The sequence below is a fragment of the Streptomyces sp. 63XJN7_1_ISO-PGPR-S23-121 genome, assembly GCF_056173025.1.
In genome coordinates, this window is record NZ_CM149653.1 from 5,881,016 (window position 1) to 5,904,803 (window position 23,788).

At 71.0% G+C, this 23,788-nt stretch carries 24 protein-coding genes and 1 pseudogene; 9 read left to right on the forward strand and 16 right to left on the reverse strand.

Features of this window, described 5'->3' with window-relative positions:
- Window positions 1-36: 36 nt before the first annotated feature.
- From dapD to AC0VYN_RS26325, 11 genes and pseudogenes are all read right to left on the reverse strand, one after another.
- A complete protein-coding gene (gene dapD / locus AC0VYN_RS26275; protein ID WP_385465152.1) occupies window positions 37-1,038 on the reverse strand; it encodes a 2,3,4,5-tetrahydropyridine-2,6-dicarboxylate N-succinyltransferase in 1,002 nt (333 codons plus the stop codon).
- 103 nt (window positions 1,039-1,141) lie between these two features.
- Window positions 1,142-1,678, reverse strand: coding sequence for a TetR/AcrR family transcriptional regulator (locus AC0VYN_RS26280; protein WP_475532958.1), 537 nt, complete (start codon window positions 1,676-1,678; stop codon window positions 1,142-1,144).
- Complete coding sequence (locus AC0VYN_RS26285; protein ID WP_475532959.1) at window positions 1,678-1,998, reverse strand: DMT family transporter; 321 nt, start codon at window positions 1,996-1,998, stop codon at window positions 1,678-1,680. The genes AC0VYN_RS26280 and AC0VYN_RS26285 overlap by 1 nt, the downstream gene beginning before the upstream one ends.
- An 84-nt stretch (window positions 1,999-2,082) precedes the next feature.
- The gene (locus tag AC0VYN_RS26290) at window positions 2,083-2,415 is read right to left on the reverse strand and encodes a metal-sulfur cluster assembly factor (RefSeq protein WP_030403776.1); all 333 of its coding nucleotides are present in this window, start codon (window positions 2,413-2,415) and stop codon (window positions 2,083-2,085) included.
- A complete protein-coding gene (sufU, locus tag AC0VYN_RS26295) occupies window positions 2,412-2,879 on the reverse strand; it encodes a Fe-S cluster assembly sulfur transfer protein SufU (protein ID WP_385465143.1) in 468 nt (155 codons plus the stop codon). Before sufU ends, AC0VYN_RS26290 begins: the two co-directional genes overlap by 4 nt.
- A gap of 17 nt (window positions 2,880-2,896) precedes the next feature.
- Window positions 2,897-4,153, reverse strand: a complete 1,257-nt coding sequence (locus AC0VYN_RS26300; RefSeq protein ID WP_385465140.1) for a cysteine desulfurase — start codon at window positions 4,151-4,153, stop codon at window positions 2,897-2,899.
- A complete protein-coding gene (sufC, locus tag AC0VYN_RS26305) occupies window positions 4,150-4,914 on the reverse strand; it encodes a Fe-S cluster assembly ATPase SufC (RefSeq protein WP_350721656.1) in 765 nt (254 codons plus the stop codon). The genes AC0VYN_RS26300 and sufC overlap by 4 nt, the downstream gene beginning before the upstream one ends.
- A gap of 7 nt (window positions 4,915-4,921) precedes the next feature.
- Complete coding sequence (locus tag AC0VYN_RS26310; RefSeq protein WP_385465135.1) at window positions 4,922-5,239, reverse strand: non-heme iron oxygenase ferredoxin subunit; 318 nt, start codon at window positions 5,237-5,239, stop codon at window positions 4,922-4,924.
- The gene (gene sufD / locus AC0VYN_RS26315) at window positions 5,236-6,453 is read right to left on the reverse strand and encodes a Fe-S cluster assembly protein SufD (RefSeq protein ID WP_475532960.1); all 1,218 of its coding nucleotides are present in this window, start codon (window positions 6,451-6,453) and stop codon (window positions 5,236-5,238) included. Before sufD ends, AC0VYN_RS26310 begins: the two co-directional genes overlap by 4 nt.
- A gap of 61 nt (window positions 6,454-6,514) precedes the next feature.
- Window positions 6,515-7,937: pseudogene (sufB, locus tag AC0VYN_RS26320) on the reverse strand (Fe-S cluster assembly protein SufB).
- Window positions 7,934-8,665 carry a helix-turn-helix transcriptional regulator gene (locus AC0VYN_RS26325; protein WP_475532961.1) on the reverse strand — a complete coding sequence of 244 codons (732 nt, stop codon included), beginning with the start codon at window positions 8,663-8,665 and terminating at the stop codon, window positions 7,934-7,936. The pseudogene sufB and the gene AC0VYN_RS26325 overlap by 4 nt, the downstream one beginning before the upstream one ends.
- A gap of 172 nt (window positions 8,666-8,837) precedes the next feature.
- Between AC0VYN_RS26325 and AC0VYN_RS26330 the strand changes: the two genes are divergently transcribed.
- From AC0VYN_RS26330 to AC0VYN_RS26345, 4 genes are read left to right on the forward strand one after another with little or no spacing between them, the layout of a single operon-like run.
- On the forward strand, window positions 8,838-9,650 hold the full coding sequence (locus tag AC0VYN_RS26330; protein WP_475532962.1) for an AAC(3) family N-acetyltransferase: 813 nt from the start codon (window positions 8,838-8,840) through the stop codon (window positions 9,648-9,650).
- Window positions 9,651-9,681: 31 nt separating this feature from the next.
- Entirely contained in the window at window positions 9,682-10,605 is a 924-nt protein-coding gene (locus AC0VYN_RS26335; protein WP_386926174.1) for an ABC transporter ATP-binding protein, read from the forward strand.
- Window positions 10,602-11,375, forward strand: a complete 774-nt coding sequence (locus tag AC0VYN_RS26340) for an ABC transporter permease (RefSeq protein ID WP_475532963.1) — start codon at window positions 10,602-10,604, stop codon at window positions 11,373-11,375. Before AC0VYN_RS26335 ends, AC0VYN_RS26340 begins: the two co-directional genes overlap by 4 nt.
- 55 nt (window positions 11,376-11,430) lie before the next feature.
- Entirely contained in the window at window positions 11,431-12,453 is a 1,023-nt protein-coding gene (locus AC0VYN_RS26345) for a COX15/CtaA family protein (RefSeq protein ID WP_475532964.1), read from the forward strand.
- Here AC0VYN_RS26345 and AC0VYN_RS26350 read toward each other — a convergent pair.
- The 4 genes from AC0VYN_RS26350 to AC0VYN_RS26365 form a co-directional block, all read right to left on the reverse strand.
- On the reverse strand, window positions 12,408-13,145 hold the full coding sequence (locus AC0VYN_RS26350; RefSeq protein ID WP_475532965.1) for a nucleotidyltransferase: 738 nt from the start codon (window positions 13,143-13,145) through the stop codon (window positions 12,408-12,410). The genes AC0VYN_RS26345 and AC0VYN_RS26350 overlap by 46 nt on opposite strands.
- Window positions 13,146-13,163: 18 nt before the next feature.
- Window positions 13,164-14,270: an amidohydrolase family protein gene (locus AC0VYN_RS26355; protein WP_475532966.1), complete on the reverse strand. Its 1,107-nt coding sequence runs from the start codon at window positions 14,268-14,270 to the stop codon at window positions 13,164-13,166.
- Between the two features lie 65 nt (window positions 14,271-14,335).
- Window positions 14,336-14,668: a hypothetical protein gene (locus AC0VYN_RS26360; RefSeq protein ID WP_385465108.1), complete on the reverse strand. Its 333-nt coding sequence runs from the start codon at window positions 14,666-14,668 to the stop codon at window positions 14,336-14,338.
- 90 nt (window positions 14,669-14,758) lie between these two features.
- Complete coding sequence (locus AC0VYN_RS26365; protein ID WP_475532967.1) at window positions 14,759-15,712, reverse strand: heme o synthase; 954 nt, start codon at window positions 15,710-15,712, stop codon at window positions 14,759-14,761.
- A gap of 372 nt (window positions 15,713-16,084) precedes the next feature.
- Between AC0VYN_RS26365 and tkt the strand changes: the two genes are divergently transcribed.
- The 5 genes from tkt to pgl are packed head-to-tail and all read left to right on the forward strand — an operon-like array spanning window position 16,085 to window position 22,687.
- Entirely contained in the window at window positions 16,085-18,172 is a 2,088-nt protein-coding gene (tkt, locus tag AC0VYN_RS26370) for a transketolase (RefSeq protein ID WP_475532968.1), read from the forward strand.
- Between the two features lie 34 nt (window positions 18,173-18,206).
- Entirely contained in the window at window positions 18,207-19,325 is a 1,119-nt protein-coding gene (gene tal, locus AC0VYN_RS26375) for a transaldolase (RefSeq protein ID WP_475532969.1), read from the forward strand.
- 4 nt (window positions 19,326-19,329) lie between these two features.
- Window positions 19,330-20,853 (forward strand): glucose-6-phosphate dehydrogenase, encoded by a 1,524-nt coding sequence (gene zwf, locus AC0VYN_RS26380; protein ID WP_475532970.1) that lies wholly within the window; start codon window positions 19,330-19,332, stop codon window positions 20,851-20,853.
- Window positions 20,850-21,905: a glucose-6-phosphate dehydrogenase assembly protein OpcA gene (gene opcA, locus AC0VYN_RS26385; RefSeq protein ID WP_475532971.1), complete on the forward strand. Its 1,056-nt coding sequence runs from the start codon at window positions 20,850-20,852 to the stop codon at window positions 21,903-21,905. Before zwf ends, opcA begins: the two co-directional genes overlap by 4 nt.
- Complete coding sequence (gene pgl / locus AC0VYN_RS26390; RefSeq protein WP_475532972.1) at window positions 21,902-22,687, forward strand: 6-phosphogluconolactonase; 786 nt, start codon at window positions 21,902-21,904, stop codon at window positions 22,685-22,687. Before opcA ends, pgl begins: the two co-directional genes overlap by 4 nt.
- 74 nt (window positions 22,688-22,761) lie before the next feature.
- Here pgl and AC0VYN_RS26395 read toward each other — a convergent pair whose 3' ends face one another.
- The gene (locus AC0VYN_RS26395) at window positions 22,762-23,754 is read right to left on the reverse strand and encodes a DUF3824 domain-containing protein (RefSeq protein ID WP_475532973.1); all 993 of its coding nucleotides are present in this window, start codon (window positions 23,752-23,754) and stop codon (window positions 22,762-22,764) included.
- Between the last annotated feature and the right edge of the window lie 34 nt (window positions 23,755-23,788).

Sequence of the window (23,788 nt, forward strand, 5' to 3'; positions counted from 1 at the left end):
AAGGGCACTCGGAAACGCGGCGACCGTTCGGGACGGTCAGTTGTGGCTGTGGAGGACGTCGTTCAGACCGCCCCAGACCGCGTTGTTCGGGCGGGCCTCGACCGCGCCCGAGACCGAGTTGCGGCGGAAGAGGATGTTCGAGGCGCCGGAGAGTTCGCGGGCCTTGACGATCTGGCCGTCGGGCATGGTGACGCGGGTGCCGGCGGTGACGTACAGGCCGGCCTCGACCACGCACTCGTCGCCGAGCGCGATGCCGACGCCCGCCTCGGCGCCGACCAGGCAGCGCTCGCCGATGGAGATGATCACGTTGCCGCCGCCGGACAGCGTGCCCATGGTGGAGGCCCCGCCGCCGATGTCCGAACCGTCGCCGACGACGACGCCCGCGGAGATGCGGCCCTCGACCATCGACGTGCCGAGCGTGCCGGCGTTGAAGTTGACGAAGCCCTCGTGCATGACGGTGGTGCCCTCGGAGAGGTGAGCGCCGAGACGGACGCGGTCGGCGTCGGCGATGCGGACGCCCTTGGGGGCGACGTAGTCCGTCATGCGGGGGAACTTGTCGATCGAGGTGACCTGGAGGTGCAGGCCCTCGGCGCGGGCGTTCAGGCGGACCTTCTCGACATCGTCGACGGCGACCGGTCCGAGCGAAGTCCAGGCGACGTTGGCGAGGTGGCCGAAGATGCCCTCGAGGTTCTGGCCGTGCGGCTTGACCAGGCGGTGCGAGAGCAGGTGCAGGCGCAGGTAGACGTCGTGGGCGTCGATCGGCTTGTCGTCGAGCGAGGCGATGACCGTGCGGACCGCGACCACCTCGACACCGCGACGGGCGTCCGGACCGACCGCCGCGGTCGCGCCGCCGCCGAGCAACTGGGCGGCCTGCTCGGCGGAGAGCCGCTCGGTGCCGGCCGGGCCGGGGCCCTCGGCAGTCGCAGCGGACAGTTCGGGGGCGGGGAACCAGGTGTCGAGGACGGTGCCGTCGGCGGCGACCGTGGCAAGGCCGGCGGCCACGGCGCCGGTGGTGCGGGGAGCAGTCGTGTCGGTCATGGGGGCAACCTAACCGGCCGGGGCCGTCGGGTGCGAACCGACCGACGGGGCGTCTCAGGTGGCGGGCCGGTGCAGACGCCTGCGGCCGGAGCGACCGCTCGGTTCAGGCCAGCACCCGCCCCAGCACCACCCGCACGTACCCCTCGTCGTACGGCGCACCGGTCAGCAGGACCTGGAGGCAGACACCGTCGAGCACGGCCACCAGCGCCCGCGCCGTGACCGGGTCCGTGCGGGCGGCGAGGAGGGCGCCGACCTCCTCCGCCCACTCCGCCGCGACCGGACGCAGTGCCGGACGGCGCAGGGCCGCCAGGTACAGCTCGTACTCCAGCTCCACGCCCGTACGGTCGCCGGCCAGCCACTCGCCGAGGACGCGGGCCAGCGCGGCGGCCAGGTCCGCGGCGGGGTCCGACAGCGCCGGGTGGGCGGCGACGACCCGGGCGAAGCCCTCGTTGGCCTGCCGCAGGGCGGCGACCAGGAGGTCGTCGAGGGTCGCGAAGTGGTACGTCGTGGAGCCGAGCGGCACGTCCGCCTCCGCGGCGACCGCGCGATGGCTGAGCCCCGCGATGCCCTTCGCCCCGACGACCCGGATCGCCGCGTCGATGATCCGCTGCCGGCGCTCGGGGTCGTAGCGCCGTGCCATCAGTGCGCCCCGCCCAGGTTCAGCACCACCACGCCGACGATGATCAGCGCGATGCCGGCCGCCTTGGTGAGCGTCACCCCCTCCCCCAGGAACGCCACCCCGATCGTGGCGATGGCCGCCGTGCCCACCCCGGACCAGATGGCGTACGCCGTGCCGACGGAGAGGGTCTTCAGGGTCTGCGCGAGCAGCGCGAAGGAGATCAGGTAGCCGAGGGCGGTGAGGACCGACGGCACCAGCCGGCTGAAGCCCTCGCTGTACTTCATGGCGGTGGTCCCGGCGACCTCGGCGGCGATGGCTCCGGCCAGGAGCAGGTATCCCATGTGTACGAGCGTACATAACGGAGCCGTCGCAGACAGGAGAACGGCGGCACCCGGTGGGTGCCGCCGTTCTCGCGAGTGTGTGTCTCAGACGTTGAACCCGAGCGCCCTGAGCTGCTCGCGGCCGTCGTCCGTGATCTTGTCCGGGCCCCACGGCGGCATCCAGACCCAGTTGATGCGCAGCTCGCTGACGAGGCCGTCCGTGGCGGACTTGGCCTGGTCCTCGATCACGTCCGTCAGCGGACACGCCGCCGACGTCAGGGTCATGTCGACGGTCGCGATGTTCGCGTCGTCGACGTGGATGCCGTAGATGAGGCCCAGGTTGACGACGTCGATGCCCAGCTCGGGGTCGACCACGTCCATCAGGGCCTCGCGGAGCTCCTCCTCCGAGGCCGGCTTCATCTCCACGGTCTCGCTCATGCCGTCGTCTCCTTCTCGGCGTCGGCGCCCAGCGCCTGGGCCGTCGCGTCCTTCCAGGCCATCCAGCTCAGCAGGGCGCACTTGACCCGGGCCGGGTACTTCGACACCCCGGCGAACGCGACCGCGTCCTCCAGGACGTCCTCCATGGCGTCGTCGGGCTCGATCCTGCCCTTGGACTGCATCAGCTCCAGGAAGGTCTCCTGGATCCTCTGCGCCTGCGCGAGGTCCTTGCCGACCAGCAGGTCGTTCAGTACGGAGGCGGAGGCCTGGCTGATCGAGCAGCCCTGCCCCTCGTACGAGACGTCGCTGATCGTCGTGCCGTCGTACTTCACGCGCAGCGTGATCTCGTCACCGCACGTCGGGTTGACGTGGTGCACCTCGGCGTCGCCATCCCTCAGACCACGCCCGTGCGGGTGCTTGTAGTGGTCCAGGATGACTTCCTGGTACATGGAGTCCAGCTTCATGCGATTCGCTCGTCCCGTCAGCCGAAGAAGTTCCGTACGTGCTCCAGGCCGTCGACCAGCGCGTCGATCTCGCCCGGCGTGGAGTACAGATAGAACGACGCTCGCGTGGTCGCAGGAATTCCGTACCGCAGGCAGACCGGCCGCGCGCAGTGGTGGCCGACCCGGACCGCGATGCCCTGCTCGTCCAGGACCTGGCCCACGTCGTGCGGGTGGATGTCGCCCAGGGTGAAGGAGATCGCGGCGCCGCGCTCCTCGGCCGTGGTGGGGCCGATGATGCGCAGGTCGGGGACCTCCAGCAGCCGCTTGACCGCGTACTCGGTCAGCGCGTGCTCGTGGGCGAGAATCCTGTCCATGCCGATCGTGTTGAGGTAGTCGATCGCCGCGCCGAGACCGACCGCCTGCGCGATCGGCGGCGTGCCCGCCTCGAACTTGTGGGGCGCCGGGGCGTAGGTGGAGGAGTGCATCGAGACGGTCTCGATCATCTCGCCGCCGCCGAGGAACGGCGGGAGGTCCTCCAGCAGCTCCTGGCGGCCCCACAGGACGCCGATGCCGGTCGGGCCGCACATCTTGTGGCCGGTGAAGGCCACGAAGTCGGCCTGGAGGGCCTGCACGTCCAGCGGCATGTGCGGCGCGGCCTGGGAGGCGTCGACGCACACCAGGGCGCCGACCTCCTGGGCGCGGCGCACGATCGCCTCGACCGGGTTCTGGGTGCCCAGGATGTTGGAGACCAGCACGAAGGAGACGATCTTGGTCTTCTCCGTGATGACCTCCTCGATGTTCGAGAGGTCCAGGCGGCCGTCGTCCGTGAGACCGAACCAGCGGAGCTTCGCGCCCGTGCGCTGCGCGAGCAGCTGCCACGGCACGATGTTGGAGTGGTGCTCCATCTCCGTGATGACGATCTCGGTCTCGTGGTCCACGCGGTAGGGCTCGTCGGCCCAGCCCAGCATGTTCGCCACGAGGTTCAGGGACTCCGAGGCGTTCTTGGTGAAGATCACCTCGTCGCGCGACGGTGCGTTGATGAACTCCGCGACCTTGTCACGCGCGCCCTCGTACAGCGCCGTGGCCTCCTCGGCGAGGACGTGCACGCCACGGTGGACGTTGGCGTTGTGCTGCTCGTAGTACTCGTCGAGCACGTCGATGACCTGGCGCGGGGTCTGCGAGGTCGCGGCGTTGTCGAGGTAGACGAGCTTCTTACCGTCGTGGAGCACTCGGTCCAGGATCGGGAAGTCCTTGCGGATCGCCTCGGTGTCGAGGAGGCCCGGCAGCTGTGTCACGCGGATGCGCCACCCTTCGTGTATGCCTCGTAGCCCTCTTCCTCCAGCTTGTCGGCGAGTTCGGCGCCGCCGGACTCGACGATGCGGCCGGCCGAGAAGACGTGGACGTAGTCGGGCTTGATGTAGCGCAGGATGCGCGTGTAGTGCGTGATCAGCAGGGTGCCGACCTCGCCCGTCTCGCGGACGCGGTTGACACCCTCGGAGACGACGCGCAGCGCGTCGACGTCCAGGCCGGAGTCGGTCTCGTCGAGGATCGCGACCTTCGGCTTGAGCAGCTCGAGCTGGAGGATCTCGTGGCGCTTCTTCTCACCGCCGGAGAAGCCCTCGTTGACGTTGCGCTCGGCGAAGGCGGGGTCCATGTTGAGGCGCTCCATGGCCTCCTTGACCTCCTTCACCCAGGTGCGCAGCTTGGGGGCCTCGCCGCGGACGGCGGTGGCGGAGGTGCGCAGGAAGTTGGAGACCGAGACGCCGGGGACCTCGACCGGGTACTGCATGGCGAGGAACAGGCCGGCACGGGCGCGCTCGTCGACGGACATCTCCAGGACGTCCTCGCCGTCGAGGGTGACGGTGCCGCCGGTGATCGTGTACTTGGGGTGACCCGCGAGCGAGTAGGCGAGGGTCGACTTGCCGGAGCCGTTGGGGCCCATGATGGCATGCGTCTCGCCCTGCTTCACGGTGAGGTCGACGCCCTTGAGGATCTCCTTCGTGGCGTTGTCGGCCTCGACGGTGACGTGCAGGTCTCGGATTTCAAGCGTTGCCATGGGTGCCTCAGGACTCCTGGGTGAGGGAGACGAGCACGTCGTCCCCTTCGATCTTTACGGGGTATACGGGGACGGGGCGCGTCGCCGGAAGACTGTCGGGTTTGCCCGAGCGGAGGTCGAAGCGCGAGCCGTGCAGCCAGCACTCGATGTGGCAGTCGTCGACCTCGCCCTCGGACAGCGAGACGTTCGCGTGCGAGCAGATGTCGTGGATCGCGAAGACCTCGCCCTCGGTCCGCACGACGGAGATCGGCGTGCCGTCGAGTTCCACCCTCTTGGGGGTGTCCTCCTCCAGCTCGCCTGCTCCACAGACGCGTACGAAGGTCATGCGACCGACGCCTCCAGCTCCTCTTCGATCTTGGCGAGGAGGCGCTCCTCGATGTCCGGGACACCGATCTGCTGGACCAGCTCGGCGAAGAAGCCGCGGACCACGAGGCGGCGGGCGTCGATCTCGGAGATGCCGCGCGCCATCAGGTAGAAGAGCTGCTCGTCGTCGAAGCGGCCGGTGGCGGAGGCGTGGCCGGCACCGACGATCTCGCCGGTCTCGATCTCCAGGTTCGGCACCGAGTCGACCCGCGCGCCGTCCGTGAGGACGAGGTTGCGGTTCATCTCGTAGGTGTCCGTGCCCTCGGCCATGGCCTCGATGAGCACGTCGCCGATCCACACCGCGTGCGCGTCCTCGCCCTGGAGCGCGCCCTTGTAGACGACGTTCGACTTGCAGTGCGGGACGTTGTGGTCGACCAGGAGGCGGTGCTCCTGGTGCTGGCCGGCGTCGGTGAAGTACAGACCGAACAGCTCGGCCTCGCCGCCGGGGCCGGCGTAGGCCACGCGCGGGTGCAGCCGGACCAGGTCGCCGCCGAAGGTGACGAGGAACGACTTGAAGGTGGCGTCCCGGCCGATCAGCGTGTTGTGCTGGCCGGCGTGCACGGCCTTGTCGTCCCAGTCCTGGACGGAGACGACGGTCAGCTTGGCGCCGTCGCCCAGGACGTATTCGACGTTGGCGGCGAGCACCGCGTCACCGGTGTGGTCGATCACGACCACGGCCTCGGCGAAGGCACCCAGCTCGACGATCTGGTGGGCGTAGGCGGTCCCGCCCTCGCCGCGGACGGCGATGCGGATCGGCTCGGTGAGGACCGTCTCCTTGGGGACGGTGATCACACCGGCCTTCTCGAACGCCGAGTAGGCCTGGGCGGCGACCCGGTCCACCGGGGCGCCCGCCCTGCCGATGCGGGCGTCGTCACGGCCGACGGTCTCGACGACGACGCCCTCGGGCGCGTCGATCTCGACCCGCACGCCGTCGCCGGCGACCGCGGTGCCGTCGTGCAGCCCGCGCAGCCGCTCCAACGGCGTGAACCGCCACTCCTCCTCGCGGCCGTGGGGGACCGCGAAGTCCGCCACGTCGAAGGACGGGGGCGCGCTCATGCGCGTGGCGACGGTCGACTCGGCGGCCACCGCGATCTGGCCCGCGGTGGTGGACCCCACGGGTGGGGGTCCCCCCGCCCGAACGGAGTTGAGGGTGGGGGAGTTCTGAGCCTCAGCCATGGCTGTCGGTCTGCTCTCTTCCTGCGTCAAGAAAATCTGGGAATGCTGCGAAGGACGGGCCTCAGCCGACCGCGCCTTCCATCTGCAGCTCGATCAGCCGGTTGAGCTCGAGGGCGTACTCCATGGGCAGCTCCTTGGCGATCGGCTCGACGAAGCCGCGCACGATCATCGCCATCGCCTCGAACTCGCTCAGACCCCGGCTCATCAGGTAGAAGAGCTGGTCCTCGGAGACCTTGGAGACGGTCGCCTCGTGGCCCATGGACACGTCGTCCTCGCGGACGTCCACGTAGGGGTACGTGTCGGAGCGGGAGATGGTGTCGACGAGCAGCGCGTCGCACAGCACGTTCGACTTGGAGCCGTGGGCGCCCTCGCCGATCTCGACGAGACCGCGGTAGGACGTGCGGCCGCCGCCGCGCGCCACGGACTTCGACACGATGTTGGAGGAGGTGTTCGGCGCCATGTGGACCATCTTGGAGCCGGCGTCCTGGTGCTGGCCCTCGCCCGCGAAGGCGATGGACAGGGTCTCGCCCTTGGCGTGCTCGCCCATCAGGTAGACGGCCGGGTACTTCATCGTCACCTTGGAGCCGATGTTGCCGTCGATCCACTCCATGGTCGCGCCCTCGTACGCCACGGCGCGCTTGGTGACCAGGTTGTAGACGTTGTTCGACCAGTTCTGGATGGTCGTGTAGCGGCAGCGGGCGTTCTTCTTGACGATGATCTCGACCACGGCGCTGTGCAGGGAGTCCGACTTGTAGATCGGAGCCGTGCAGCCCTCGACGTAGTGCACGTAGGCACCTTCGTCGACGATGATCAGGGTCCGCTCGAACTGGCCCATGTTCTCCGTGTTGATGCGGAAGTAGGCCTGGAGCGGGATCTCGACGTGCACGCCCGGGGGCACGTAGATGAAGGAGCCGCCGGACCACACCGCGCTGTTCAGCGACGCGAACTTGTTGTCACCGACGGGGATGACGGTCCCGAAGTACTCCTTGAAGAGCTTCCGGGTGCTCCTTCAGTGCGGTGTCGGTGTCGAGGAAGATGACGCCCTGCTCCTCCAGGTCCTCGCGGATCTGGTGGTAGACGACCTCGGACTCGTACTGCGCGGCGACACCGGCGACGAGGCGCTGCTTCTCCGCCTCGGGGATGCCGAGCTTGTCGTACGTGTTCTTGATGTCCTCGGGCAGGTCCTCCCAGGACTCCGCCTGCTTCTCCGTGGAGCGCACGAAGTACTTGATGTTGTCGAAGTCGATGCCCGACAGGTCCGAGCCCCAGTTCGGCATGGGCTTCTTCTCGAAGAGGCGCAGGCCCTTGAGACGGAGCTTGGTCATCCACTCCGGCTCGTTCTTCTTCTCGGAGATGTCCCGGACGACGTCCTCGTCGATGCCGCGCCTGGCAGAGGCGCCGGCCGTGTCGGAGTCGGCCCAGCCGTATTCGTACTTGCCCAGGCCCTCGAGCTCAGGGTGAGCAGTCTCCGTGGGGAGAGTCATGCGGGGTTCCTCCCGGCCGTGCTTGCAGATGCGTTGTCGATGGTCTTGGAAGTCTTCGGAACGTACGTGGTGCAGACGCCGTCGCCGTGCGCGATGGTCGCGAGCCGCTGTACATGCGTACCGAGCAGCTCGGCGAAAAATTCCGTCTCCGCCTCGCACAGCTGCGGGAACTGTTCGGCGACGTGGGCGACCGGGCAGTGGTGCTGGCAGAGCTGCTCGCCCTGCTGGGGCCGGGGCGCGCTGCGCGCGGTAGCAGCGTACCCGTCCGCGCTCAGGGCCTTGGCCAGTGCCTGGGTGCGCTGTTCGGGTGCGGCGCCCTCGACGGCCTTGCGGTACGCGCCCGCCTGGGCGGCGATCCGGGCTCGGGCGAAGGCGGCGATCGCCTGCTCCCCGCCCTCCTGCTCGGCGATCCAGCGCAGGGCGTCCGCGGCGAGCTTGTCGTACGACTGGTCGAAGGCGTCGCGGCCGCAGTCGGTGAGCGCGAAGACCTTGGCCGGGCGTCCGCGCGTGCGCGTGCCGTAGACCCGCTGTTCACGGGCTTCGACCACGTCGTCGGCGACCAGGGCGTCGAGGTGGCGCCGGACGGCGGCCTGGGTCAGGCGCAGGCGTCCGGCGAGCTCGGCGACGGTCGACGGCCCGTGGTCCAGGATGGAGCGCGCGACACGGTTGCGGGTGGACCGCTCACCGGTCGCGAGTTCCTCCTGCGGAGCCTCGCCAACGTTTTTCACAACGCCATTGTTGCGTAATTCTTCAGAGGGGGGCAACCCGCGCCCGGACGGCCGGACGGTGCCCTGCGTCACTTAGGTATACCTAATGTGATACCTGACGTGACCTGCGGAAACGATCTCCGGTCGATCAGGAAGGTGGCATTCGGGGCGCGCTTCGGCGAGACTCGCCCGCATGCCCGCACCCGCTCCGACCGGCCCACTCGTCACCCGCGGCACGATCGCCGCCGGACTGCGCGAGCTGGGCGTCCGGACCGACGACACCCTCCTCGTGCACTCCTCCCTCAGCTCCCTCGGCTGGGTCTGCGGAGGCCCCGTCGCGGTCGTCCAGGGGCTCCTCGACGCACTCGGCCCGGACGGCACCCTGGTGGTCCCCACCCAGACCGGGGACCTCTCCGACCCGGCCCTGTGGAGCGATCCGCCGGTACCCGCGCGGTGGTGGGACGCCGTCCGCGCGGCGATGCCCGCCTACGACCCGCTGATCACCCCCTCGCGCGGGGTCGGCGTGATCCCCGAGACCGTGCGCACCTGGCCGGGCGCCCGGCGCAGCGCGCACCCGCAGACGTCGTTCGCCGCCCTCGGCCCGCGCGCCGCCGAGGTGGTCGCGGGGCACGCGGCCGACTGCCGGCTGGGCGAGCGCAGCCCGCTGGCGACCCTGGAACGGATGGGCGCGCGAATACTCCTGCTGGGCGCCGGCTACGACGCCTGCACCGGCTTCCACCTCGCCGAGTACCGGATCCCCTCCCCGCTCGTCGAGGTGGGGCGGCCGGGGCTGATGGGCTGGGAGCGTGTGACCGAGGTCTCGATCACCTCGGAGCGGTTCGACGAGCTGGGCCACGACTTCGAGCGGGACCGGGACGTCGTCCGCGGGCGGATCGGCGCGGCCGACGTGCGGCTGTTCCCGCTGGCGGACGCCGTCGCCTACGCCGAGCGGTGGCTGCCGCTGCACCGGCCCCGTGCGGAGGACATCGCGCACCCCCGCGCCTGAGCCCTCGCGGGCGTACCTAGACTCGTGACCCATGCGAAGCGAGCCCGTGGTCCAGGTCCAGGCCCTGGTGAAGCGGTACGGCGACAAGACCGCGGTGGACGGCCTCGACCTGGTGGCCCGAACGGGTGTCACCGCCGTACTCGGCCCCAACGGGGCCGGCAAGTCGACCACCGTCGAGACCTGCGAGGGGTACCGCACGCCGGACTCCGGCACCGTGCGTGTACTGGGCCTGGACCCGGTACGGCAGGGGCCCGAGCTGCGCCCCCGGATCGGCGTGATGCTCCAGTCCGGCGGCGTCTACTCCGGCGCCCGCGCGGACGAGATGCTGCGCCACGTCGCGAAGCTGCACGCCCACCCCCTGGACGTCGACGTCCTGATCGAGCGGCTCGGACTGGGCTCCTGCGGCCGCACCACGTACCGCAGGCTCTCCGGCGGCCAGCAGCAGCGGCTCGCCCTGGCGATGGCCGTGGTCGGCCGCCCGGAGCTGGTGTTCCTGGACGAGCCGACCGCGGGTCTCGACCCGCAGGCCCGGCGCGCCACCTGGGACCTCGTGCGGGACCTGCGCGGCGACGGCGTCTCGGTGATCCTCACCACGCACCACATGGACGAGGCCGAGCAGCTGGCCGACGACGTGGCGATCATCGACGCCGGCCGGGTCGTGGCCCAGGGCTCCCCCGAGGAGCTGTGCCGCGGCGGCGCCGAGAACACGCTGCGCTTCACCGGCCGGCCCGGGCTCGACGTGGCCTCGCTGCTCAAAGCGCTCCCCGCGGACTCCGCGGCCGCCGAGCAGGCGCCGGGCTCGTACCGCGTCGTCGGCAGGATCGATCCGCAACTGCTGGCCACGGTGACGTCCTGGTGCGCTCAGCACGGGGTGATGCCGGACCGCATCTCGGTGGAACGGCACACCCTGGAGGACGTCTTCTTGGAGCTCACGGGCAAGGAACTGCGCGCATGACGACCACCACCGGCACGTACACCCCGAGGCCCGGCGCCGCGCCGCTCGGCCGCATGATCGCGACCCAGGCCGCGCTCGAGACGAAGATGCTGCTGCGCAACGGCGAGCAGCTGCTGCTGACGGTGATCATCCCGACGCTGCTGCTGGTGCTGTTCAGCTCGGTCGACATCGTCGACACCGGCGAGGGCGAGGCCGTGGACTTCCTCGCCCCCGGCGTCCTGGCGCTGGCCGTGCTGTCGACGGCGTTCACCGGGCAGGCCATCGCCACCGGCTTCGAGCGCCGCTACGGGGTGCTGAAGCGACTCGCCGCGTCGCCGCTGCCGCGCTGGGGCCTGATGACCGCCAAGACGGTGTCCGTGCTGGTCACCGAGGTGCTCCAGGTCGTCCTGCTGACCGTGATCGCCTTCGCGCTGGGCTGGTCTCCGCACGGCGGCCCGTTCCCCGTGCTGCTGCTCATGGTGCTCGGCACGGCTGCCTTCTCCGGGCTCGGGCTGCTCATGGCCGGCACGCTCAGGGCGGAGGCCACGCTCGCCGCGGCCAACCTGGTCTTCCTGCTGCTGCTGGTGGGCGGCGGCGTGATCGTGCCGCTGGACAAGTTCCCGGACGCGGCCCGGGACGTGCTCGGCCTGCTGCCGGTCTCCGCCCTGTCCGACGGACTGCGGGACGTCCTCCAGCACGGGGCCGGGATGCCGTGGGGCGACCTGGGGATCCTCGCCGTGTGGGCGGTCGTGGGGCTCGCGGCCGCCGGGAGGTTCTTCCGCTGGGAGTAGGCGGGGACCCCGGACGGGCGACCCTCGTGAACGCGCGCACAAGCGGCCGCCTACGATGGACGGCGTGCCAAACGTGACCCGCGCCGACGCCGCAGCCGCCGTGCGCAATCCGCTCGCCTTCATCGCCGCGCGCTGGACCCCGGAGCCCCGGACGGTCCGGCGGGCGGCGCTCGCCGCCCTCGTCATGGCCGTGCTCATCGTGGTCACCGGCGGTGCCGTACGCCTGACGGGGTCCGGCCTCGGCTGCCCGACCTGGCCGAAGTGCACCGACGACTCGCTGACCACCACGAGCGCGATGGGCTTCCACGGCGTCATCGAGTTCGGCAACCGCCTGCTCGCCTACGTGCTGTGCGCCGCGGTCGGCTGGGCGATCATCGCCGCCCGGTCGCAGAAGCCGTACCGGCGCGATCTGACCCGGCTGGGCTGGCTCCAGTTCTGGCTGGTCATGGGCAACGCGATCCTCGGCGGGATCGTGGTCCTGGTCGGCCTGAACCCGTACACCGTCGCCGCGCACTTCCTGCTGTCGACCGCGCTGATCGCCGTCGCGACGGTGATGTGGCAGCGCACCCGGGAGGGTGACGCGGTGCCGCGCCCGCTGGTCGGCAAGGCCGTCGAGCAGCTCGTCCGGGTCCTGGTCGCCGTCTCGTTCCTGCTGATCGCGGTCGGCACGGTGGTCACCGGTTCGGGCCCGCACGCGGGCGACTCCAGCGACGTCCCGCGGATGCCGGTCGACTGGGAGACCGTCACCAAGGGGCACGCCGTGCTGGCGTGGATCGTGGTGACGCTGACGTTCGCGCTGTGGTTCGTGCTGAAGGCGGTCGACGCGCCCAAGGGGCCGCTGGACCGCACCCGCGACCTGTTCCTGATCCTGCTCGCCCAGGGCGTCATCGGCTACGTGCAGTACTTCACCGACCTCCCCGAGATCCTGGTCGGCCTGCACATGCTCGGCTCGTGCCTGGTGTGGATCGGGGTGCTGCGGGTGCTGCTGTCGCTGCGGGAGCGTCCCGAGGAGACGGCGGCCGGGCTGCCGGTTCAGGAGTACGACGCCACCAGCGTGTCGATGGCCGGGCCCAGGTAGTCCCGGGTCAGCTCGCCGCGGCGCGCGGTCCACTCCTCGGTGGGCGGCACGGGAGTGCCGTAGCGCCGCCGCGCGATGTCCTCGACCACCTCGCCGGGCGCGCCGAGGCCGGGCAGTTCCGCCAGCGCCTCGCGCTTGGTGATCAGACGGCCGTCCCGCAGCGTGACCGTGGCGCGGGCGAAGGTCAGCAGGCCCAGGTCGACCCACACGTCCTGCCGCCACAGCTCCGCCTTGCGCACGACCGGCCGCCAGTAGTCCCGCTCGTTGCGGACGACGTACTCGGCCAGTTCCGCGTCCGGCACCGGCGGCAGCAGGAGGTCCGGCGACTCGCCGTACAGGACACGCCCGAAGCTGTGCAGCTCCCGCCGGGTGACCGGGGTGACCGTCCGCTTGAACAACTGGCGGTGGGCCCAGGTCAGGTGCCGTCGCTCGGGGTCGGCGGCGGTGCCGGGCGAGAGGTAGGTGCAGTGCAGCTGCCCGGCCAGGGGGTCGGCGCGCAGGCGGGCGTGGAGCCGCCCCAGCCGCCAGGCCGTGCGCGTCGTGGCCGGCCGGGGCAGGACCGCGATCAGGTCGAGGTCGCTGCGGCCCTCCTGGTAGTCGCCGCCGCCCAGTGAGCCGTGGGCCCAGACGGCCACGGGCTCGAGGGGCAGCAGGCCGGTGACGAAGCGGTCGAGCAGGGCGTCGGTGGGCATCGGCCCAGTCTCTCCGGTTCAGTCCAGGCCGTAAACCCGGCGCGCGTTGCCCGAGGCGATCATGGTCGCCACCCGTTGGGCGTCCGCCCGCGCCCACGCCCCCTCGGTCACCCAGGTGCCGAGCACCCGGGTGAGGCCCTCGCGGAACAGGCGGGCGCCCACGACGTGCAGCTCGGGCAGGCCCTGGGCACCGCTGGAGAACAGGATCTTGCCGAACGGGGCCAGCTCCAGGATCTCCGCGAGCACGGTGGCGGCCCGGGCTCCGGTGCGCACCAGGGCGGCCCCGGAGTCGGCGTAGACGTGCGGGAAGACGCCGGCGAGGTGGGCGGCGTGGCGGTGGTAGGGGTAGCCGTGCAGCAGGACCAGGTCGGTGCCGAGGCCGGCGGTGGCCCGTACGAAGTCGGTCAGCAGCACGGGGTCGGTGCGGTCGATGCGCAGGCCCGGTTCGCCGAGCCCCGCGTGCAGCTGGAGCGGCCGTCCGGAGGCGACAGCGCTCCACAGCAGGTGACGCAGCAGCACGGGGTCGCTCAGCTCACCGCCGACCTCGCGTCCGGCCAGCCAGCGGGCGGCGGCGCCGCGCACCTCGACGGGGCCCGGCGGCTCCGGGGCGAGCGACAGCCCGTGCCGGACACCGGCGACGGAGGTGAAGGCGACGGCGTACGCGGCGGCGCCGTGCACGGCCTCGGCGAGGTTGGCGAGGAAGGCCCGGACGGTGCCGGAGGTGTCGGCGACCTGTTCGGCCAGCGGTTCCAGGCGCACGATCTCGTGGGCGTCGGCGTCCGCCGCGCTGGCCAGCTCGGCGGGGCCGGTGAGGTCGCCGGGCAGGTCCGCGTCGACCAGGTAGGTCGTGATGCCGCTGCCACGCAGCAGCCTGCGGTCCGCCTCCAGGACTCCCAGTTCGCGGCGCCGGGCGAGGTAGCGGGCGGGCGCGCAGTGCGGTTCCAGGCCGAGCAGGGGCGGGCACCAGCGGCGCACCGCGAAGCCGGTCTGGGTGTCGAAGAGGGTGGTGCCCGGCGCGGGCGGTCCCTCGGTGCGGGCCAGCTGGGCCTCGAAGGTGCCGAGGCCCAGCTCCGTTCTCAGCACGCCGTGGCAGTACTGGTCCACGAGGGACGGCGTTTCGATCATCCGGACTCCCCGCGTCGGGACCGTGCGCCTCACGGCTTCCTACGGTCCTAACGGGTGAACCGGCGTCAGGTGTTGCTCGGCCCGCCGACCTGGATGCCCGCCATGCGCGACCACTCGTACGGGCCGGTCGCGACCTTGGCCGCGAACTCGCCGTCGAAGTCCTCGTGGACGGTGATGCCGGACTTCTCCACCGCCTTGCGCGCGATCTCGGGGGTGGTCGCGACCAGGTCGCCCCAGCCGCCGTCCTCGCCGACGAGGACGATCCGGGCGCCGCGCTCGCCGATGTGGGCCACCTGGCCCTCGGCGCCGCCGTGCGCCTTGGAGAAGGAGTCGATCCGCCGGGCCAGCCGGGTCACCTGGCGCTCGGCCTTCGCGTCAACCTGCTGCGTGTCTGCCATGCCCAGGATGCTACCGACGGGTAGATCAAACGGCGACGGGCGGGGTGCGTGGCCTTGACCACGCGCCCCGCCCGTCGGGCGGCCGTCGGCTCAGCGCAGGAAGGGGTCCACCGCGATCGCCAGGAACAGCACCGACACATAGGTGATGGACCAGTGGAACAGCCGCATCTCCTTGAGCTTGGCGCCCGTGACCTCGGCCTTGGCGCGGTTCTGCAGCCCGTGCGCCTCCCACAGCCACATGCCGCCGGCCGCGACGGCGACCGCCGTGTAGAACCAGCCGGTGTAGCCCAGCGGCGTCAGCAGCAGCGACACCGCGACCATCACCCAGCTGTAGATCACGATCTGCCGGGCGACGACCTTGTTGGAGGCGACGACCGGGAGCATCGGCACGCCGACGCGCGCGTAGTCCTCCTTGACCTTCATGGACAGCGGCCAGTAGTGCGGCGGCGTCCAGAAGAACATCACCGCGAAGAGGATGATGGGCGCCCAGGACATCGAGTCGGTGACGGCGGACCAGCCGATCAGCACCGGCAGACAGCCGGCGATGCCGCCCCAGACGATGTTCTGCGAGGTGCGGCGCTTGAGGATCATCGTGTAGACGACGACGTAGAACAGGAGTGCGCCGAGCGACAGCCACGCCGAGAGCCAGTTGACGGTGAGTCCGAAGAGCAGGGTCGAGACGACCGCCAGGGTGATGCCGAAGGCGAGGCACTCCCGCGGGCTGACCATGCCCGTGACCAGCGGACGCTGCGAGGTGCGGTCCATCAGCGCGTCGATGTCGCGGTCGATGTACATGTTCAGCGCGTTTGCGCCGCCCGCGGACAGGTACCCGCCGACACAGGTGAGCAGCACCAGCCACAGATCCGGTACGCCCTGCTCGGCCAGGAACATCACCGGAACGGTGGTGATCAGCAGAAGCTCGATGATCCGCGGCTTGGTCAGCGCCACGAACGCCTTGACACGGGCCCCGAACGGCCGGTGACTCGGGCTCTGGCTCGTCCCGATTACCCCCGCAGGACGGGATTCAACGGCCGTCACGCACACCCCTGACAGAGACTCCCAGCGAGCCTGCCCGGTGAAGTGGCGGTGAGGGCTCGCGCGTACCACGCCACTTTAGACGTTGCCCAGACCCCGGCATTCGCGGGGGTGCGTTCGTGTTGAGGGGGACGCTCCGACGTGCATACGGAGAGTCGATTGAGCAGTCAGATGAGCGGCTGCGTATTCACTTGCCGAATGCGGTTTCGCCCGGTCGGCGGGCGGATCCACCGGAGTCCCTGCAGTCTGGTTTCCAGCGGAAAAACGCACGTACTTGCGGGGGTAGGCTCGACAGCGGCCGGCCGACGCACGACCGCGCCGGCAGCCGGTGGGCGCCACGTGCACCGGCATCCGACATGTGGAGAGGAGCCCTGACTCAGGGTGAGCACCAAGCCGACCACCACAGACCTCGAGTGGACCGAACTGGACCAGCGGGCCGTGGACACCGCCCGCGTCCTGGCCGCCGACGCCGTACAGAAGGTTGGCAACGGCCATCCGGGTACGGCGATGAGCCTGGCGCCCGCCGCCTACACCCTCTTCCAGAAGGTGATGAGGCACGACCCGGCCGACGCGAACTGGGTCGGACGCGACCGTTTCGTGCTGTCCGCGGGCCACTCGTCCCTGACCCTCTACACCCAGCTGTACCTGGCCGGCTTCGGCCTGGAGCTGGACGACCTGAAGTCCTTCCGGACGTGGGGCTCCAAGACCCCGGGTCACCCCGAGTACGGTCACACCACGGGCGTGGAGACGACGACCGGACCGCTGGGCCAGGGCGTGGCCAACGCGGTGGGCATGGCGATGGCCGCCCGCTACGAGCGCGGTCTGTTCGACCCGGAGGCCGCCGAGGGCACCTCCCCGTTCGACCACTTCGTCTACTGCATCGCCGGTGACGGCTGCCTCCAGGAGGGCATCTCCGCCGAGGCCTCCTCCCTCGCGGGCCACCAGAAGCTCGGCAACCTGATCCTGCTGTGGGACGACAACCACATCTCGATCGAGGGCGACACCGAGACCGCCGTCTCCGAGGACACCGCTCTGCGCTACGAGGCCTACGGCTGGCACGTGCAGCGCGTCCAGCCGAAGGCGGACGGCGACCTGGACCCGAACGCCCTGTACGAGGCGATCGAGGCGGCCAAGCAGGTCACCGACCGGCCGTCCTTCATCGCGATGCGCTCGATCATCGCCTGGCCCGCCCCCAACGCGCAGAACACCGAGGCCGCCCACGGCTCGGCGCTCGGCGACGACGAGGTGGCGGCCACCAAGCGCGTCCTGGGCTTCGACCCGGAGAAGACCTTCGAGGTCTCCGACGAGGTCATCGGCCACACCCGCAAGGCCCTGGAGAAGGGCCGGGCGGCCCGCGCCGTGTGGGACAAGGCCTACCAGCAGTGGCGGGACAACAACCCCGAGCGCGCCGCCGAGTACGACCGGATCGCCAGGGGCGAGCTCCCCAAGGGCTGGGAGGAGAAGATTCCGGTCTTCGAGACCGGCAAGGGCGTGGCCACGCGTGCCGCCTCGGGCAAGGTCCTCCAGGCGCTCGGCGCGGTGATCCCCGAGCTGTGGGGCGGCTCCGCCGACCTGGCCGGCTCGAACAACACCACGATCGACAAGACCTCGTCGTTCCTCCCGGCGGGCAACCCGCTGCCCGAGGCCGACCCGTACGGCCGCACCATCCACTTCGGCATCCGCGAGCACGCGATGGCCGCGGAGATGAACGGCATCGCCCTGCACGGCAACACCCGCATCTACGGCGGCACCTTCCTGGTGTTCTCCGACTACATGCGCAACGCCGTGCGCCTGTCCGCGCTGATGCACCTGCCGGTGACCTACGTGTGGACGCACGACTCCATCGGCCTCGGCGAGGACGGCCCGACCCACCAGCCGGTCGAGCACCTGGCCTCGCTGCGCGCCATCCCGGGCCTGAACGTGGTCCGCCCGGCCGACGCCAACGAGACCGCCATCGCCTGGCGCGAGATCCTGCGCCGCTGGACGAAGGAGTTCGGCAAGGGCCAGCCGCACGGTCTGGCGCTGACCCGTCAGGGCGTGCCGACGTACGAGCCCGACGAGAACGCGGCCAGGGGCGGCTACGTGCTGTTCGAGGCCGACGGCGGTGACGCCCAGGTCGTGCTGATCGCCACCGGCTCCGAGGTGCACGTCGCCGTGGAGGCGCGCGAGCGGCTCCAGGCCGAGGGCGTGCCGACCCGTGTGGTGTCCATGCCGTCCGTGGAGTGGTTCGAGCAGCAGGACCAGGGGTACCGGGACAGCGTCCTGCCTCCGTCCGTGAGGGCCCGTGTCGCGGTGGAGGCCGGTATCGGTCTCACCTGGCACAAGTACGTCGGGGACGCCGGCCGCATCGTTTCCCTGGAGCACTTCGGTGCTTCGGCCGACGGAAAGCTGCTCTTCCAGGAGTTCGGCTTCACTGCCGAGAACGTGGCCGCGGCCGCCCGGGAATCGATCGCCGCAGCCCAGCGCTGACGCTCGTATACGACACGTAGGAGATGCATTTCCCATGACAGACGCACTCAAGCGCCTCTCCGATGAAGGCGTCGCGATCTGGCTGGACGACCTGTCGCGCAAGCGGATCACGTCCGGCAACCTCGCCGAGCTGATCGACCAGCAGCACGTCGTGGGCGTCACCACCAACCCGTCGATCTTCCAGAAGGCGATCTCGCAGGGCGACGGCTACGACACGCAGCTCACCGACCTCGCCGCCCGCGAGGTCACGGTCGAAGAGGCCATCCGGATGATCACCACGGCGGACGTCCGCGACGCCGCCGACATCCTGCGTCCGGTCTTCGACAACACCGGCGGCAAGGACGGCCGGGTCTCCATCGAGGTCGACCCGCGCCTCGCGCACAACACCCGGGCGACGGTCGCCGAGGCCAAGCAGCTCGCCTGGCTGGTGGACCGCCCCAACACGCTGATCAAGATCCCGGCGACCGAGGCCGGCATCCCGGCGATCGCCGAGACCATCGGCCTGGGCATCAGCGTCAACGTCACGCTGATCTTCTCGCTGGAGCGCTACCGCAAGGTCATGGACGCCTTCCTGACCGGCCTGGAGAAGGCCAAGGAGCGCGGCCTGGACCTGTCGCAGATCCACTCCGTGGCGTCCTTCTTCGTGTCCCGCGTGGACACCGAGATCGACAAGCGGATCGACGCGCTCGGCACCGACGAGGCCAAGGCGCTGCGCGGCAAGGCCGCCGTCGCCAACGCCCGCCTCGCGTACCAGGCGTACGAGGAGATCTTCTCGTCCGACCGCTGGAACGCCCTGGAGAAGGCCGGCGCCAACAAGCAGCGTCCGCTGTGGGCGTCGACCGGCGTGAAGGACAAGGCGTACAGCGACACCATGTACGTCACCGACCTGGTCGCACCCAACACGGTGAACACCATGCCGGAGGCGACGCTGTTCGCCACCGAGGACCACGGCGAGATCACCGGCGACACCGTCGCCGGCACCTACGAGCAGGCCCGTGCCGACCTCGACGCCGTCGAGAAGCTCGGCATCTCCTACGACGAGGTGGTCAAGCTCCTGGAGAAGGAGGGCGTCGACAAGTTCGAGGACGCCTGGAACGACCTGCTGAAGTCGACGGAGGCGGAGCTCAAGCGCCTCGCTCCCTCGGAGGGCTGACAATTTGTCAAGCAGCAACCCGCTGCGTGACCCCGGAGACCGACGGCTCCCGCGTATCGCGGGGCCGTCGGGTCTGGTCATTTTCGGCGTCACCGGCGATCTGTCCCGCAAGAAGCTCATGCCCGCCGTGTACGACCTCGCCAACCGGGGTCTGCTGCCGCCGGGCTTCTCGCTCGTCGGGTTCGCCCGGCGCGACTGGGAGCACGAGGACTTCGCCCAGGTCGTGCACGACGCCGTCAAGGAACACTCCCGTACGCCGTTCCGCGAGGAGGTCTGGCAGCAGCTCATCCAGGGGATGCGCTTCGTCCAGGGCACCTTCGACGACGACGAGGCGTTCGAGCGGCTGCGCGGCACCATCGAGGAGCTGGACAAGGCACAGGGCACGGGCGGCAACTTCGCCTTCTACCTCTCGGTGCCCCCGAAGTCCTTCCCGGTGGTCATCCAGCAGCTGAAGAAGCACGGCCTCGCCGACCAGACGGACGGCTCCTGGCGCCGCGCGGTGATCGAGAAGCCGTTCGGCCACGACCTGAGGTCGGCCGAGGAGCTCAACGCGATCGTCCACGAGGTCTTCGCCCCGGACCAGGTCTTCCGCATCGACCACTACCTGGGCAAGGAGACCGTCCAGAACATCCTGGCGCTGCGCTTCGCCAACACGATGTTCGAGCCGATCTGGAACCGGTCCTACGTGGACCACGTGCAGATCACCATGGCCGAGGACATCGGCATCGGCGGCCGGGCCGGCTACTACGACGGCATCGGCGCCGCCCGTGACGTCATCCAGAACCACCTGCTCCAGCTCCTCGCGCTGACCGCGATGGAGGAGCCCGCCTCCTTCGACGCGGACGCGCTGGCGGCGGAGAAGACCAAGGTGCTCGGCGCGGTGCGCCTGCCGAAGGACCTCGGCCGGGACACCGTGCGCGGCCAGTACGCGGCAGGGTGGCAGGGCGGCGCGAAGGCCGTCGGCTACCTGGAGGAAGAGGGCATCGACCCCAGGTCGAAGACCGACACCTACGCCGCGATCAAGGTCGGGATCGACAACCGCCGCTGGGCGGGCATCCCCTTCTACCTGCGCACCGGCAAGCGCCTGGGCCGCCGGGTCACCGAGATCGCGGTGGTCTTCCAGCGGGCCCCGCACTCCCCCTTCGACACGACGGCCACCGAGGAGCTGGGCCAGAACGCGATCGTCATCCGCGTCCAGCCCGACGAGGGCGTCACCGTCCGCTTCGGTTCCAAGGTGCCGGGCACGTCGATGGAGATCCGGGACGTCTCCATGGACTTCGCGTACGGCGAGTCCTTCACCGAGTCCAGCCCGGAGGCGTACGAACGGCTGATCCTGGACGTGCTGCTCGGCGACGCCAACCTCTTCCCGCGCACGGAGGAGGTCGAGCTGTCCTGGAAGATCCTCGACCCGATCGAGCAGTACTGGGACGAGCACGGCACGCCCGCGCAGTACCCGTCCGGTACGTGGGGACCCGTCGAGGCGGACGAGATGCTCGAGCGAGACGGACGGAGCTGGCGCCGGCCATGAAGACAGACCTCACGGACACCACATCCAGCAAGATCAACAAGGCGCTGGTGCTGGGCCGCCGGGCGATCGGCACGCCGGCCGTCGGCATGGTGCTCACCCTGGTCATCGTCACCGACGAGGAGAACGCCTACGACGCGCTGAAGGCCGCGAGCGACGCCGCGCACGAGCACCCCTCGCGCACGCTCGTCGTCATCAAGCGCGTCTCGCGGTCGCCGCGGGACCGCACCCAGTCCCGCCTGGACGCCGAGGTCCGCCTCGGCGCCGACGCGGGCACCGGCGAGACGGTGGTGCTGCGCCTGTACGGCGAGGTGGTCGACCACGCCCAGTCGGTCGTCCTGCCGCTGCTGCTGCCGGACGCCCCGGTCGTCGTGTGGTGGCCGGTGAACGCGCCGCTGGACCCGGCGGGCGACCCGCTGGGCGCGCTGGCCCAGCGCCGGGTGACCGACACCTACGCCTGCGAGGAGCCGGTACGGGAGCTGGCGGCCCGCGCCGACGCCTACACGCCGGGTGACACGGACCTGTCCTGGACCCGCATCACCCCGTGGCGGTCGATGCTCGCGGCGGCCCTGGACCAGGTCGACTGCCGGGTGCAGAGCGTCGTGGTGGAGGGCGAGGAGTTCAACCCGAGCTGCGAGCTGCTGGCGATGTGGCTCGCGGACCGGCTGGACGTCCCGGTGCAGCGCACCGCGTCGAGCGGCCCGGGCCTGACCGCGGTCCGTATGGACACCGACTGCGGTCCGGTCGTCCTGGACCGGGCCGACGGCTCGCTCGCGACGTTGTCCATCCAGGGGCAGCCGGCCCGTGCGGTGGCGCTCAAGCGCCGCGAGACGGCCGAACTGATCGCGGAGGAGCTGCGGCGCCTCGACCCGGACGACACGTACGCCTCGGCGCTGCGCTTCGGGGTGGACCGGCTGAACGCGCCGGCCTCGTCCGAGGCGAAGGCGGACGAGGGGCCCGTCGCGGTGCCCGCTCCCGTCGGGACGGCCGCGAAGGCGCCCGCGAAGGACGCGGCGCGGGCGAAGGCACCGGTGAAGAAGGCGGCGGCGAAGTGAGCGACACTCCCCAGCTGGTCGTGCACCGGGACAAGGAGCTGATGGCCGAGGCCGCGGCGGCCCGGCTGATCACGAAGGTCGTGGACGCCCAGTCCTCCCGGGGCTCGGCATCCGTGGTCCTGACCGGCGGCCGCAACGGCAACGGCCTGCTGGCCGCGCTGGCGGCGTCCCCGGCCCGGGACGCGATCGACTGGGCCCGCCTCGACCTGTGGTGGGGCGACGAGCGCTTCCTGCCGGAGGGCGACCCGGAGCGCAACGTCACGCAGGCCCGCGAGGCCCTGCTGGACGCGGTGCCGCTGGACCCGGAGCGGGTGCACGCGATGCCCGCCTCGGACGGTCCGCACGGCTCCGACGTGGAGGCCGCGGCGGCGGCGTACGCGCGGGAGCTGGCGAAGGCGGCCGCGCCGGAGAACCACGCGGCGGTCCCGTCCTTCGACGTCCTGCTGCTCGGCGTCGGCCCGGACACGCACGTGGCCTCGCTGTTCCCGGAGCACCCGGGAGTGCGGGAGACGGAGCGCACGGTGATCGGCGTCCACGGTTCCCCGAAGCCGCCGCCCACCAGGGTCTCCCTGACCCTGCCCGCGATCCGCACGGCCCGTGAGGTGTGGCTGCTCGCGGCGGGCGAGGACAAGGCGAACGCCGTGGCGATGGCGCTGTCGGGCGCCGGCGAGATCCAGGCGCCGGCGGCCGGGGCGCGGGGCCGTGCCCGCACCCTGTGGCTGCTGGACGCGGCGGCGGCCTCCCGGCTGCCGCGCACGATGTATCCGCCGGCCTCGGCGTAGCCACCGCCGCACACCGAGAACGCCGGGTCCCGCGACGGGGCCCGGCGTTTCGTCGTGCGGCTCCGGACGCGGCGTCAGGTCCCGTTCGGGCCCGGGGAGTAGGGGTTGCCGTGCCCGTTCGGGTGGGGCCCGTACGGCGGCTGCGGCGGCGGCGCGTAGGGGTTGCGCGGTCCGGGGGCGTACGGGTGGCCGGCTCCGGCGGGCGGGTACGGGTGGCCGTAGGGGTTGCCCTGCGGCGGCACGTGCGGCAGCCCGGTCGGCGGGAGGTGCCCGGGGACCGGCGGGAGGTGCCCGGGGGCCGGCGGGACGTGTCCGGGGAGCGGCGGGAGGGTCGCCGGGTGGGCCTTCAGCCGGATGCCGTAGCGGCGCCTGAGCCGCCCCGTCTCCAGCAACGCGATCGCGGTGACCGTCACGGGCGCGCCCAGGATGAAGACGACGCCCAGGGTGAGGCTGAGCCCATGCAGGTCGCCGGTGACCAGGTCGGGGATGGCCATCAGCCAGCTCGTCACGGTGGCCAGCAGCGCGGGCAGGCAGCGGTGGACGGCGGCGGTGCCGAAGAAGTTGCCCGAGACCCTGATGGCCCCCCAGACCACGAATCCGAGCATCCACAGCATCGTCAGGCCGCCGAAGATGATCAGCAGGGGGTTGCCCGAGGCGTTGATCGTGGTGACGAGCACCACCAGGGCGGCGACGCAGCCGACGAACAGCAGCAGCAGCTTGAGCGCGTTGAACAGCGGCCCGCGCAACTGCCCGACAGTGCCGGTGCGCCGCCAGACGAAGAGCATCGCGCCGACCGCCAGCGGGGTGATGAACAGCAGGACGACGGAGGCCGTCAGCGCGTTCTCCAGCAGCTGGGTGACGTCGAAGCCGCCCTCGAAGATGGTGTAGACGCCGAGCGAGGCGACCGCGCCCGCGATGACCCGGAACCGTTTGAGCTGCTCGATCGAGGGATCGACCGAGGGCGGGATCCACGCGGGGTGGAACACGGCGGTCGCCGCCTGCTTGGGATTCAGCAGGGACCGGGCCGTCAGTCTGCCGCCCGTCCAACTGCCGTGCGTACGTGCCATCCTGCTCCCCCGAGCACTCGCTGTGATGATCGCC

Bases quoted from the DNA above. Each gene is read 5' to 3' on its own strand.
- AC0VYN_RS26345 (WP_475532964.1), top strand. From the start codon at position 11,431: ATGGACGGCGTGCCAAACGTGACCCGCGCCGACGCCGCAGCCGCCGTG.
- AC0VYN_RS26285 (WP_475532959.1), bottom strand. From the start codon at position 1,998: ATGGGATACCTGCTCCTGGCCGGAGCCATCGCCGCCGAGGTCGCCGGG.
- tal (WP_475532969.1), top strand. From the start codon at position 18,207: ATGACAGACGCACTCAAGCGCCTCTCCGATGAAGGCGTCGCGATCTGG.
- AC0VYN_RS26310 (WP_385465135.1), bottom strand. From the start codon at position 5,239: ATGACCTTCGTACGCGTCTGTGGAGCAGGCGAGCTGGAGGAGGACACC.
- AC0VYN_RS26360 (WP_385465108.1), bottom strand. From the start codon at position 14,668: ATGGCAGACACGCAGCAGGTTGACGCGAAGGCCGAGCGCCAGGTGACC.
- AC0VYN_RS26350 (WP_475532965.1), bottom strand. From the start codon at position 13,145: ATGCCCACCGACGCCCTGCTCGACCGCTTCGTCACCGGCCTGCTGCCC.
- AC0VYN_RS26290 (WP_030403776.1), bottom strand. From the start codon at position 2,415: ATGAGCGAGACCGTGGAGATGAAGCCGGCCTCGGAGGAGGAGCTCCGC.
- sufU (WP_385465143.1), bottom strand. From the start codon at position 2,879: ATGAAGCTGGACTCCATGTACCAGGAAGTCATCCTGGACCACTACAAG.
- sufD (WP_475532960.1), bottom strand. From the start codon at position 6,453: ATGGCTGAGGCTCAGAACTCCCCCACCCTCAACTCCGTTCGGGCGGGG.
- dapD (WP_385465152.1), bottom strand. From the start codon at position 1,038: ATGACCGACACGACTGCTCCCCGCACCACCGGCGCCGTGGCCGCCGGC.
- AC0VYN_RS26340 (WP_475532963.1), top strand. From the start codon at position 10,602: ATGACGACCACCACCGGCACGTACACCCCGAGGCCCGGCGCCGCGCCG.
- AC0VYN_RS26395 (WP_475532973.1), bottom strand. From the start codon at position 23,754: ATGGCACGTACGCACGGCAGTTGGACGGGCGGCAGACTGACGGCCCGG.
- AC0VYN_RS26280 (WP_475532958.1), bottom strand. From the start codon at position 1,678: ATGGCACGGCGCTACGACCCCGAGCGCCGGCAGCGGATCATCGACGCG.
- AC0VYN_RS26330 (WP_475532962.1), top strand. From the start codon at position 8,838: ATGCCCGCACCCGCTCCGACCGGCCCACTCGTCACCCGCGGCACGATC.
- sufC (WP_350721656.1), bottom strand. From the start codon at position 4,914: ATGGCAACGCTTGAAATCCGAGACCTGCACGTCACCGTCGAGGCCGAC.
- opcA (WP_475532971.1), top strand. From the start codon at position 20,850: ATGAAGACAGACCTCACGGACACCACATCCAGCAAGATCAACAAGGCG.
- AC0VYN_RS26335 (WP_386926174.1), top strand. From the start codon at position 9,682: ATGCGAAGCGAGCCCGTGGTCCAGGTCCAGGCCCTGGTGAAGCGGTAC.
- AC0VYN_RS26355 (WP_475532966.1), bottom strand. From the start codon at position 14,270: ATGATCGAAACGCCGTCCCTCGTGGACCAGTACTGCCACGGCGTGCTG.